General features: G+C 53.1%; 6 protein-coding genes. All 6 read right to left on the bottom strand.

What is annotated here, in order from left to right; translation table 11 throughout:
* Window positions 1-3 precede the first annotated feature (3 nt).
* Genes AB1483_13090 through sprA form a run of 6 tightly spaced genes read right to left on the bottom strand, consistent with a single transcriptional unit; the run spans window position 4 to window position 13,160 of the window.
* A complete protein-coding gene (locus AB1483_13090) occupies window positions 4-1,377 on the bottom strand; it encodes a nodulation protein NfeD (GenBank protein ID MEW6413385.1) in 1,374 nt (457 codons plus the stop codon).
* Window positions 1,378-1,437: 60 nt separating this feature from the next.
* Window positions 1,438-3,021 carry an amidohydrolase gene (locus tag AB1483_13085; protein MEW6413384.1) on the bottom strand — a complete coding sequence of 528 codons (1,584 nt, stop codon included), beginning with the start codon at window positions 3,019-3,021 and terminating at the stop codon, window positions 1,438-1,440.
* A complete protein-coding gene (selB, locus tag AB1483_13080) occupies window positions 3,011-4,900 on the bottom strand; it encodes a selenocysteine-specific translation elongation factor (protein MEW6413383.1) in 1,890 nt (629 codons plus the stop codon). Before selB ends, AB1483_13085 begins: the two co-directional genes overlap by 11 nt.
* 15 nt (window positions 4,901-4,915) lie before the next feature.
* Window positions 4,916-6,289 carry an L-seryl-tRNA(Sec) selenium transferase gene (gene selA, locus AB1483_13075; GenBank protein MEW6413382.1) on the bottom strand — a complete coding sequence of 458 codons (1,374 nt, stop codon included), beginning with the start codon at window positions 6,287-6,289 and terminating at the stop codon, window positions 4,916-4,918.
* Window positions 6,274-7,209: a M28 family peptidase gene (locus AB1483_13070; protein MEW6413381.1), complete on the bottom strand. Its 936-nt coding sequence runs from the start codon at window positions 7,207-7,209 to the stop codon at window positions 6,274-6,276. The genes selA and AB1483_13070 overlap by 16 nt, the downstream gene beginning before the upstream one ends.
* Before the next feature lie 44 nt (window positions 7,210-7,253).
* Window positions 7,254-13,160, bottom strand: coding sequence for a cell surface protein SprA (gene sprA, locus AB1483_13065; GenBank protein MEW6413380.1), 5,907 nt, complete (start codon window positions 13,158-13,160; stop codon window positions 7,254-7,256).
* Window positions 13,161-13,188 lie beyond the last annotated feature (28 nt).

Below are 13,188 nucleotides of genomic sequence, written 5' to 3'. Positions count from 1 at the left end.
TCTCTAAGGGTTGATCTTCTTCACTTTGAGTTTAAGTCCCTCTATACTGACTATCTCTACCTTGTCGCCTTTCACGAGAGCCTGATCACAGACAGCCCTCCACAGAGCGCCATCAACATAAACCATATCCTCGGTTCTCACCTCGGCCAACTTTCCAATCATCCCCTCATCACCGGTAAACGGCCGGTGCTTCGCCGCCTTAATAACCAACCACGAGACCACCGCCACAATCACACCGACACATACCACTACCGTGATGAGCACCGATTTGGATATCTGCAGGTTCGGATCGACAGTATCAATTAACATGAGGCCTCCAAAGAAGAAGGAGACTATGCCTCCAAGGGTTAACAGACCATGACTGACAACCTTTATCTCGGCTATGAACAATATGGCCGATAGCACAATCAGCGCCAGCCCCGCGTAGTTTATTGGCAAAGTCTGAAAAGCGTAAAAGGCAAGGATCAGGCAGATCGCACCGACAACTCCCGGAAGAATCGATCCGGGGTTGTACAATTCCAGAATAATGCCAAGCCCGCCAATCGACATGAGTATAAAAGCCACATCGGGCGAAGTTATGACCTCCAAAACCCGGTGAACAAACGTGCTCTTTATCTCCCTGACCTCAAAATTACCAAGCGACATCGTCTTTTTGCCCGAAGGAATATCGGTCACCTTACCATCTATCTGCTTGAGCAAATCGTCCAGATTGTCGGCCCTGAAATCGATCACATTCAGCTGCAACGCCTCGTTATCCGTAACCGAGACCGATTGGCGAACCGCATTTTCGGCCCACTCCGCGTTCCGTCCCCTCTTCTCCGCGGCTGCCCTGATCTGGGCGACAGCATCGTTGGTGATTTTCTCGTTCATCACCGAATCGATCTCCTGTCCATCGCCGGAAACAGGATGCGCCGCACCGATATTTGTCGATGGCGCCATAGCGGCAAAATGCGCCGCGTACGTCATATAAACTCCGGCCGACCCGGCCCGGGCTCCCGATGGCGCTATGTACATACAAACCGGCACATACGAATTCAGAATATTCTTGGAAATGGACCACGTCGGCTTCGAAAATCCCCCCGGCGTATCCAAATATATCACCAAGAGCTCCGCCTTGTCCTCTTCGGCTATCTCTATGGCGCCCTCAATGCGGTCATCCGTAACCGTCCCGATCGCCCCCTCTATTACGATAGTATAAACCAGCGATGGTTCCCCCGGAGGCAACACCGCCGGCTCAGACTTGGCTGCCGACGAATCCTCCTGTAAAATCGCCCTGGCGGTGTCCGAGGCGAGCACTGACTTGATGGTGAACGAGATGATTGGGCTTACCAACAGAAATCCGCACAAAACGAGTACAATGTAACTCTTTGTACGCATGTTTATAATATGCCCCCTCAAAAACGCGATGTCAAACAATTTCACGCGACGACAATCGGCCTACCAGTTGACCGACGAATGCGTATACCTGACCTTGCCATCGAGCACCGTGACCAATACCCTCGTCCCCTCTATTTTTGTCGATGGTACTTTGGTGATATCGTCTTCAAGTAATACGAAGTCCGCCGGGTAACCGGGCAACAAATAGCCGCGGCAATGCTCCTGACCAACCGCTCTGGCCGGGCCGACCGTGTAGTGGTACAAAGCCTCCGCGGCCGTTATGCGCTGGTCGGGATAAAAAACATCTCTGCTGTTCGAACGCGCCCGGCGTACCGCCGCCGCGATACCGGCGATCGGATTCAACGGCTCAATTGGAGCATCGGAACCAAACGCCAGGTCCATTTTCTTGTCGATAAGCGTCCTGAAAATAAAAGCGTTTGCCCCTCTCTTGCCCCAGTAGCGACGAATCATCTGAATATCCGATGGGCAGTGCGACGGCTGCATCGAGGCTACCACTCCCAGACTTTTAAGTCTCGCCAGGTCCGCACGACGCACGAGCTGGAGATGCTCTATCCGGTGACGCGCTCCGAAATGAAGTTGTGGTCCCTTCTCGAAAGCATCGAGCACGTTGGCCACCGCTCTGTCGCCGATGGCATGAATAGCACACGGAAACCCGAGTTTGGCGGCCGACTTGACAACCCGCTCCAACTCCCGCGGCGGGGTCACTTCGATGCCAAAATTGTCCTTCGACCCAATATATTTATTAAAACACAAAGCCGTCTGGCTGCCGAGTGAACCATCGGCAAACACTTTCACCCCGGCCACCCTGAAGAAATCGGTGCCTGTGCCATAGTACACCTTGCTCTTGTGCATCTGGGGAAGCATTTCAACCGGAAAGTAGTAATTTATCCGAAGCCCCACCTTGCCCGACTGCGCCAATTGCAGAAAGTAAATGAAACCGTTAGAACCATCAAACGAATGCACACCGGTAACGCCATTTCTGTATGCGTAATCCAGCGCCTTCTTATACAAGCGATCGATCTCCGCGCCTGATGGAATCGGAACGAGGCGGTACACCTTTTGATACGCCGTCTCCCGAAGGATACCGGACGGCTCACCATCAGCGCACCTTTCAATTTTACCTCCATCGGGGTCTTTCGTACGCGAGGTGATACCGGCTATCTCCAGCGCTTTGCTGTTGACCCACGCGGAGTGCTGGTCTTTTGAGAAAATGAAAGCCGGTCTGTCACCGGTGATTTTGTCGAGCATGAAACGGTCCGGCTCGATTCTTTTCTTGAACCGGTCGGGAGAGTACCCGCCCCCGGTTACCCATGCCCCCTTCTTGACCGTGGCGGCAAAGGCCTTTATGCGGCTAAGACATTTGTCAATAGAGTCAACTCCATCGAGATCCACCTTTCCCAGCGAACGGGCGAAATAATGAAAATGCGTATGGGCATCCACCAGCCCCGGGATGACTGTTCGACCCTTCAGATCAATTTTATCGTACCGATCGAAATCAGAGTCATGCTCCAATCTGTTGCCGACTGCGACAATCCTACTTCTATAAAGCGCCATGGAGTCAACCACCAGGTAATCGGCCTGCGTGTGAATCCGCCCATTGTAAAAAAGCGTCTTAGCCTTCAAATTTATCACCTTTAACGCGTATGTCGCCCTCGCGACGGGTTAGTTTGATACGGTCGGTTTCTTCCAAGACGGGAATCAGGTACTTGCGCGTAAGCCCGAACCGCTCGCGCATATCCGTAACATTCAGCTTGCCGCTCGAGTTGAGAGTGCCGCGGATAAACGTCACAAGCTCCTCCCACACCTCGGTCAGAAAAACAAAATCCGCCCCGCATTTATAGCCTTGCCCGGTATCGAGCATGAACTTGATAGCGTCCTTGTAGGCTTTGCCTCTGTCGGCGAGGATGGCGAGCGATGGCGGCGCATACGGCTCCCTTTTCATCATCGCCATGATATCATCATGGGCCAGCCTGGCCGCTCCCTTAAGCGCCATGCCCCGACCAACGAGATTATATAATTCTCCCAACTGTATCATTTCCCCCGACGAAATCAGCAACTTAATCATGACATGCGACCGGGCGCTGTCTAATCCGGTAAGCCGCGAAACCTGCTCAACCGTCAGACCTTTGATATGCGAATGTTCTTTCAGGTGGTCTTCAATTAATTTCTGAAAACGCTCCAGGGACTTTTTGAAATCAGCTTCGTGGTAAACATAGCCCTCGTGCAACTTGACAGTTCTGGCCTGCCACAAATTCTTCAACTCCCGCTCAATCTCCTCGGCAGAATAGTCTGAATTGATAAGCAGAGCATCGGTCGGCACAAGGGTCTGCTTTTTCAGTTCCGAGACCAATAGAGTGCGGGCGGTGAGCGGTATGCGGCTGGAGAGATACTCATAACGCTCCGCATGTCGCTTACGCGGAAAATGTTCCAGGTGATCGAGCACCTGCCCGCCGCCTATCGTAACCATCGGCGTCGGTAATCTGAGGATAAAGTGGTCGCCAATCAAAGAATAAACCGGTTCATCCGGTTTGAAAAATACCAGCCCCGACTCCCCCGGTCCCAGTTTCTTTCTGTCGTACAGCCGGAGTTCCCCCTCAGCCTCGGTTGTCCCGACAATAACCAGAACACGACGACGGTCCTCTATCTCGACAGGCGCCGTCTTAAGGGACTCCAGCGATAACGCCAGCACCTGGTGGCGCCGAAAGTAATCGGGCTCCGCATGATCGATGACAACACCGCCTCGAACGAGATTCTCCTTATCGAGCCCCGTAAAAGACACCGCTGTGCGCTGGCCCGGCACCGCTACGTTGACATCACTGTTATTCGAATGCAACGACCGAATCTTCGCCTGCTTCATCGACGGCCATATAGTAACGGTTTGCCCCATCGTCAGCTTGCCGCCGCGAAGTGTTCCCGTAACAACACCGCCGATACCGGGCCGAACGAAAGAGCGGTCAATATACAGCCGGGCCTTGCCTATGTCCTTTTGAGAAGCATGCTCTGCAGGAAGCTTATCGAGATAAGTCCTGAGCTCGCCGAAACCCTCTCCCGTATGCGCTGAAACCTTGAAGATCGGCGCTTTATGTAAGAACGAGTCCTTGACTTTGCCGGCAATATCCTGCTCCAGTAGTTGCAGCCATTCGGCATCAACCAGGTCGATCTTGTTTAGGACAACAAGTCCGCGATGCACAGCGAGCAGTCTGACAATTTGAAAATGCTCTTCACTCTGCGGCATCCAGCCGTCATCGGCCGCGATCACCAGCATGACAGCGTCAATAGCCCCAACCCCCGCCACCATATTCTTTACGAACCGTTCATGTCCGGGAACATCCACAAATGCAATCGTATCTTCGTCCGCAGTCCGGTAGAACGCGAACCCCAGATCGATCGTCATTCCCCGCGCCTTCTCTTCCGGGAGACGGTCAGGATCGGTACCGGTGAGAATTCTTACGATTGATGATTTACCGTGGTCTATGTGGCCTGCTGTTCCAATTATCAGCATTTCTTCGGACCACCCTTACTTGAGGACTTGTTTTATGGCCGTCTCGAGATAGGCAAGGTCGGCCTCGTCGACAGCCTTCAGATCGAGGATAAGGCGGTCGCTGTCGATTCGCCCGATGACCGGCACCGGCAGCTCGCGCAACTTTCTCAAAAGGTCTGACGCCTTGAATTCTGTCGAAAATATCAACCCTACCGATGGAATATTGGCTTCCGGAAGCGCCCCGCCACCGATAAATGCTTTGGTCGCCTCTACTGAGACTCCCGAAGGGTTACCAAGCTTCTTCAGAAGTTGCTTGCCTCGACTGTACAACTCAGACTCACTCACCGAAAGCAACGACCACAGTTTGATTTCCGTTTGCCACTCGTTGTTGAGATAATACGCCAGCATCTTCTCCAGCATGGAAAAGACAATTTTATCCACACGCACCGTCCGATAAAGAGGGTTGCGCTTGATCTTGTGAACGAAATCCCGTTTCCCCACTATGAGACCGGCCTGGCATCCACCGAGCATCTTGTCGCCGGAGAAACAGGTGATATCGGCGCCGTCGCGGACAGACTGCTGAACCGTTGGCTCGGCGTACCCGAGAACTTCCCGGGTCGGAATGAAAACCCCGCTGCCAAGATCGTTCACGACCGGAAGATTATGTTTCCTGCCGAGTTTCACCAGCGGCTTGAGAGCCAGCTGCTCGGTGAATCCCTTCTGGACGAAATTGCTCTGGTGCACGCGGAGTATCAAACCCGTCTTATCGTTGATGGCGCTTTCGTAATCATCGAGCGATGTAATATTTGTCGTCCCCACCTCACACAGCCTGGCCCCCGACTTGCGAAGGATATCGGGAATCCTGAACCCGCCTCCAATCTGCACCAGTTCTCCCCGTGAAATAATCACCTGTTTGCGGTCCGAGAGGGAGTTGAGCGTCAACAGCAAAGCGGCAGCGCAATTATTCACGACTGTGGCGCTTTCGGCGCCGGATAGCTGGGCCAAATATTGCTCGCACGCCACACCACGACTCCCCCGCTCCCCCTTCTGGAGATCAAACTCGATATTGCCATACCCGACAACCGTCTTCTTGACGGCCTCGAAAATAGCCTCCGAAAGCGGCGCTCTTCCCAGATTAGTGTGCACTACGATACCGGTGGCATTGATAACCTTCGTAATCTCAAAACGCCGTTGCGCCCCGATCCTGCGTTCTATCTCACGGATGATATCACCTTCAGCCGGTTCGTCGCCCTTTTTGAAACTCTCCTTCATCCCTGCGACCACTTCTTTGATAATATCCGCCGCGACCGGTCTCGGCAACGAAGCCACGGACGATCTCAGTCTGGAGCTTTGCAGCAACTGTTCGACGGCGGGGAAATCACGCAGCTGTTTGATTACTTTTTTAGCCATAAAGATTTGTTATAGACCACATACGCCAGAAGACGCCCTACATTCGCCAGCGACTCGGCCGAACATTTATCGGGAGTGTCATACTCCGTGTGCCAGTAAGGGTAGTCGAAATCAATGATGTCTATTGCCGGCACCCCGGCTATATTCAACGAAAGGTGATCATCCATTATCGGGTACCTGACGCTGTCTATGAAAGTCATCAAACCGAGATCCCGGGCGGTGCTGAATACCATGTCATTGAGGTCTTTGGCGTACCTTTCGGAGAAACCTTCTCTATATATCTGCTGATCGGATTCACCCACCATATCAACAACGATTCCAAATCGATACTTGTCACGTATCCCTCTTTTGGCGAATTCCTTGGAACCAATCATATACAGATGGTGGTCGCCCGCTTTCCCCCAGTCCTCACCGTCAACCAGCACCAGATCAATATTGCCTTCCGGCGGCGTCTGCGCGAAAAGATTCGCCAATTCCATTAAAACAGCCACACCGGAGGCGCCATCGTTGGCGCCTTGAATCGGCTGAGCGCGAAGTTGGGGATTCTCCGCAAAGTCGGTGCGGGGACGACTATCGTAGTGCGCCATCAACACCATCCCCGGCGATTTGTCATCCGGCGTTACCTTGAAAGACGCGATCACATTAACCATGGGTATGTCACTCTGCGAGTAAGGATCGAAAAAGACGAATTTCTGCGAATCAACTTCAAGTCCAAGCTCTGAGAAATGTCGGTAATAGTAGTCACGACAGCTTGCGGAAGCCTCACTGCCGGGTACCCGGGGACCGAACTCAACCTGTTTTTCGAGGTACCCAAAGGCCCGCTGCCCGTCGAAAACCGGCGGCTCGAACACACCTTGGCCGCACGAGAGGACCAAAAGTGAGCTAACAAACGTCGTGGCAAGCCCTTGCGAAAGAGTCATGAGAGTAATGTCAATGAAATGGAGAATTAAGTCAATTGAAATTATCAGAAACTGATCTCAGTCCAGATCTGCACCTCGCGCGTGTGGCTCTTCTTTCCGCGATAATTATCATTGGAATCCTGCCACCGCAGTGTCAACCCGCCTTTCATCTGTTGACTGAACGTATACGAGATTACCGGTGTAAGCAGAAAGTCCGACTTGTCCACCGATGGCACAAACGACTCACCCGGCCTCTTCGTTTCCGACACTTCACTATTGATGCGCACCGTCACCTCGATATCAACAGTCGACTTGAACTTCACGCTGCCGAAAATCGGCAGGGTAATTCCCTTGGGCGACGAAAACGAATACTTGGTCGTTGCCGCGATGGATTCCTTGGTACCGTTGGTCGTTGTCTGCTCATCACCGGTGGTCGGGTTGAAAATCTCCTTCGTCTCTTCAGTCAATGAATATGAAGCCGAAAGTGACAGCGCCCGGAACACCTTGAAGCTGATAGATAAAAGCGGTTTGTAATTTTTCGATGTCGTCCGGGAAGTAGGGAATCCGGCATCGATATCCTCCGCTTCTCTCACCTGCCGCGAATACCCGGTGCGTGGAGCGAAAACATCAATAAACTTGTTCAAATAGTCTTTGATCAGCGGGAAGCTCTTGAATTTCTGAATCCGAATGGTAAGGTCCGGCCAGCTGGTCGATGTGGTGCGATACCGGCTGCCTTGCTTGTAAATGTCTTCGCTGACCGACTGGGCATATTTAACTTTGGTAACCATACCTCCAAGGAACGTGAACCCGGAGCCAAGATTGTACTTGCGGCCCTCGGTCGTAGTCCGCACTCCGGCCGCCCCCTCAACCTCGCCGACCTCGGCCTCATCCTTGAAACCAAATCGGTACTGCCAGCTCGGCCGCCCCGACATGGCCGGTAGAGTATTGTTGTAGGTTTCATCGTACCCGTAGTCAAACGGATCAATCCATCCGGTTAACTTCCTCAAACCATCTAGCGCCAACACGTAGATCGGCTTGCCGGGTTCCTTGACGTCACGGCGACGCCTCACCTGCTTGCGCCCGCCACTCTTCTCGGCTCCCAGGAGCTTGGTGTGATCAAAAGTACCGCCCACACTCCGCGTCCGCGCCAGAACCGACTTCCGGGCGTCGTACGAACGCTGCCAGTCATCGGTGTAGTTGGCCTTGAGGCTGAAACTCATCTTGAGAAAACTGAACAGCTTAGGGTCGTAACTGGCAGTAAGCGTCTGCCCGAAATGCGTCTCCAAACCGAGTTTCGGGTCCTTGAACGAAATATTGACAAGATCGGGATCCGTCAGATCTCGATTGGTCGTATATGTGTAGTTGGCCATCAGCGTGTTGAAAATACGGTAACTGATGTTCATGTTACCGGTAAAAGTCCGACTGTTCGATGAAGTGCGATTGTAATTGATATCATCCTTAAGCGACAGATTGCGGGCAAAGGTCGCGCTCGTTGTCCATTTCTCCGGATACAGCCATAATCTCGTCGTGGCCAGCTTTTTCGCGATCGGAATATTTTTCATCCACTCAAACAGCGGCACCGCCGGCGGCTTGGTCACCGTGAGATCGAAATTCGATCGCACATTGTATGTCTCGCCGAAGTTGTACGGTGTGATCACTGTCTGCTGATAAAAGCGCGAGTACGAGAAACTCGTATTCAGCCGGTTCAACAGCAAACTGAAAAGCGGGTTGCGCCCCTTCTTATTGAACGAACTCGTCACCGACACTCGCCTCGTCTCTCGAATCGAGCGCTCCTGCTGACGAACATCCTCAGGCAAGAGAATATCTGTCCCCGTGCGGAGCAACGGTGTTTCAATAGACTTGTCATACGAGAACGTCACCGGTAACCGCGCACCCCACGAACGCGGCAGGAACTTGTTAACGTTTAGAGTAACCCCGTAGTTGTAGGTCGTCCTCGTGCGTCCACTACCCAAATTGTTCGTCGAACCACCACGCGTGGTCGAGGATATGTTACGGAAATACGGATCCTGCGATTCCAGCGAGAAATTATAATTGATCAGGTCAGATATATTGCCCTGCACCGTCACACGTCCGGCCGTGCCAACATCCTTGCGCACCTCTGTCACCCGAAGCTCATCGAGCCAGATCTGCCCCGTCATGCCATTGGTGGCGATGCTGTCGGTGTTTGCCAGACCCGCCGCGAAATATCTCACCTTGTTGATATCGGGAGCGCCTCCGATTCGGTATTTCCCGCCATCATCAAATGAGATCTCATCATCCTTCCGTGCCCTGATTACACTATCCTTGATCGCCGTTATCTCATTGAAGTCAATATTGATATAATTTCGCTCATCCCAGCCGTTATACACCCGCGTGTAATACTCGTAGTAATTTTCTTCATCCTGACCGATTCTGAAAAACAACTCCATCCCGCCTACATCGGCCGAATCCAGAAAATCACCGTAAACAAACATTTCCATACGGCGGTATCCCGAATACTGTTCAACGCTAAGCAGGTCCTTGGTGGCAAAACAGGTGTCCCCCGGCTTGATATTCTCGAACTGTAAAAGCAGCGCCCGCTGAGCCTCTGTTACGTTCGTAGTGGGATCTTTGTACGACTCCACTCCGGGCGGCGGCACGAAATCCTTGTCGCGGTCATCGCTCATCTCCGCTACGACAAATTTCGTGGTAATCGAATCGGAGTTGGGACCCAGCACCAGGGAATCCTGCCAGTTCGACTGAACAAAATACCAGTCGGCTATCTTTATCGTGTCAGTTTGTGTGACTCCGGGATCGGACTCGAACCATACCCGGACGTGAGTAACCTGGTTCCACAAAGGCCGTCCCACCGAATCTTCAATTGCCAGCGGGTCGCGAATGGGTATGCGGTAAGTAACCCAACCGTTCCGCTCGGAGTTCTCAACGAGGAATGAGTCGGACGCGAAATCTACCACGAAGGAATAATAAGCGTTCAGGGTGTTCAGGTTCATCCCGTTGGAGAGAATCTCCTCGTCGGGAAGTCCCGTCACCGCGCCATCGAGCCGATTTCCTTCCGTGCCATTAAGAAATTCATAGTAAAGGGAATCATCCCAGTACTCCCAGTCGTCACATCCTCCCGGCACCGGACACTTACCATTTCCCCTGAAAAACCAATTATCACCGCTGGGATCCGGATTACTCGGACCGTATCCTTCCTCTTCCTCGTCCATCAAGTAATCCAATCCGGTGTCCTCGTCCTCATCGACCGCACCATTGACAAGAATTCTGTCCTCCGTGTCGGGGCCGCCATTGGGAATAACGTCCTCGCTAATCTTGCCAAAATCGAAATGCAACCGGCCATGCTTGCCCTGAGCGCGCACCTCAAACAACTGCGCCCGGGCGGCGTCAACGCGAGATCCGAAGTAACGCATGATGCCCGCCCACGACGGCACCGCGGCTTCTGTGGGATGCGAGTGGTTGTACGGCCGATAAATCAGTCGGAGAATTCTGAGAGTACCCTCTCCCTGCGCCGACTCACGATCATACACATCCTCGACATACACCGTCGAATCCGGAGTGTGCCAGAGCATCTTGCCCCTCACGTAACCCTGCCCCTCGAGTTGAGCCGGCTCCGACGCGATTGTCCACTGGGTGCGTGTGGTGCCCAACGACAGCTGCTCAAGAGCTGACTCGAAATCATCCACATAAGCCACATCATCAACGTTCGGATTCGGATACGAACGCGCCACTTCGCCGGAGATGGCTATATTCGACGGCGCATCAGCTTCCACCAGCGGTATGGCGTTAGCCATCGAAGTCATGAAGTTCGGGTGTAGCTTGATGCTCATATCCCCATCGAGAACGACCGTCCGGGCCGTCTCCTGCCCCACCCGCGGCTTTCTCTCCTGCGTCTTGTCGGACTTGTATAGGATCGTTGAGCCGAACGAGAAATCTTTGCTCCATTCGTATTCGGCCCGTGCCCCCAGAAGTGTCTTTTTCTGTATCGCGAAGAACGGCGCGTATTCATAGTCGATATTCAAATTCGCGTTCGGGTCCAGAGCCTCATCGGTCATCAACTCGATTTGCCCGAAGTCATAGTTGATCTTGTAGTCGGTACCCCTTGCCAGTTGTCTTCCGTTGAGCGTTATTGTCTCAGAACCTTCGATTATATTGGCGCGATTGAGCTTTATCATAGCGCTACGCGTTGTCTCGGTAAGCTGCAGGTAATACTGACTGGCCTTATACCGCTCTTCACTCTCATTCGTGTAGTAGTAAAGGCTCGGGACCTTCACCTCCAGTTCCGGCATCGGCTCGCTGAGACCTTCTCTGGCCGGATAAGTCGTGTCCGACGCAAATGGCGTCCGGCTCGGGAATATTAAAAGACCGTCATCCGGACGGAACACCGCCTGACGATCATCCAGAACACCGTCAGGAAAACGTTTGTCCGTTCCATCGTACTGATCCAGGCCCAAAATCTGAAGATAAGTGGCGCTTCGTCCGCCCGCCGACTGATACTCGAGGTTATCAGATGTCTGCTCGGTGTTTGGCAAGCCCTTATATATCTTCAGCCCCAGCTCCTCAACTTTGGAATTGACCGGAATGCTGTAGCAGTTGCGCCACATCAAATCCCAGGTCTCGTGCTCCGGCAGCGCGTTGGCGGCAAGCGGCGCCAAAAGCTTGAGCTGGTATTCCTCACCGCTGATATCGCCAACTACATACGTCGTGCTGTCTGCTCTTATGACCTCCAGATAGTATCCCAGAATGCGCGTTTTGTCTCGTGAACGACTGAAAATCACATGAGGCTGTGGGTGATCCCGATCGGTGGTCACCAACTCAAACGCTTCCACCTCCAACTCCAGCACCTTCACACCCTCGGTCGTTATACTCTCATCCGGGAAAGAATCCGGATAGAACGGATTAACATAGAATTTTGCGGGGGTCGCCGTAAGATCCTCACTACCCACCGTGACTACCGACTCAAAAACACGCAACTTGACTACCTTATCACCCGGCGCCAGTTCGCCATCTCTGGCAAGGTCGAATACCCGACGATCAACATACGCGGCATCGCGAATAAAACTGGCCGTCGCTTCACCGGTCGCCGTGTACGAAGCGCTTTCTGTCGTCCCCTTCTCCTGAGAAGCTATGGCCGTGAACTTCAGTTGCCCGACCTGAGCTTCCGCCTTTAAACCAAACAGCCCCTGGATGCGCGACGAATACCCTACGAACTTGGTGTTCGGAAGCGATAGCGTAGTATTGCCAGCTTCGATTGATTTCAGGATGTCATCATCATCACCCTTGTACCGAATCTGTATCCGGTTGGAAAGTGGAATATCGGTCTGGCTATCCTGCGACACCTTGACGGTTATCTTCGAGCCGATATTGCCCGTGATATCGAAACGTGATATCTGCTCCATCCGAAGCGATGGAAACTTACTCTGCCGAAAGGTCTCTGTCTCGGCGGCATCGGTCCACTGCGACCGGCCCGCGAAAGTGATTCTCCGGAATCCCGCCACCTTCAGGCCGGCGCCTCCCTCACCGAATATCTTGTCCAGCCGTTTGGGAAGAGCCACCGAGATACCAAGCCCCCGGGCTCCCTCCCGTTCACGGTCTTTGGCGAACAAAGCCCCCGACTCAACAAAGCCCCGCTCGACATTGGCGGCCACCCGCGCCTGCATATAAGTGGGCGCGTCCACCGACACGGGCGTCAGAGCGGATTTAACGTCACGAACATTGAAAACCTCCACCTCCAGACGAAGAGTGCGGTCATCCCAGTCGGAAGACGTAACGCGGGGAACATAACGCAGGCGGTCAGAAATCAATATCCGGTGCTTCGGCACGAGCGCGGCCGAAAATTCCGAGACTTCCTCATGGTATGGAGATATCATCAACGGCGGATTGGTGAAATTCGCCTGGAAACCGATTGTACCGGCTTGACTGGCAACTGCTGTCAACAACAGCAGAAGGGGGGTAAAAAATGCTCTTAACAACAAAGAGTTCACAATAGACTCAACTCGACGT

It is taken from the genome of Candidatus Zixiibacteriota bacterium, assembly GCA_040756055.1.
Lineage (GTDB): Bacteria > Zixibacteria > MSB-5A5 > GN15 > FEB-12.
The sequence above is the reverse complement of the archived record's forward strand: the minus strand, read 5'-3'. Positions and strand labels throughout refer to the sequence as shown.

Excerpts from the sequence above, each read along its gene's own strand:
- AB1483_13090 (MEW6413385.1), bottom strand. The coding sequence starts at position 1,377 with ATGCGTACAAAGAGTTACATTGTACTCGTTTTGTGCGGATTTCTGTTG.
- selB (MEW6413383.1), bottom strand. The coding sequence starts at position 4,900 with ATGCTGATAATTGGAACAGCAGGCCACATAGACCACGGTAAATCATCA.
- selA (MEW6413382.1), bottom strand. The coding sequence starts at position 6,289 with ATGGCTAAAAAAGTAATCAAACAGCTGCGTGATTTCCCCGCCGTCGAA.
- AB1483_13070 (MEW6413381.1), bottom strand. The coding sequence starts at position 7,209 with ATGACTCTTTCGCAAGGGCTTGCCACGACGTTTGTTAGCTCACTTTTG.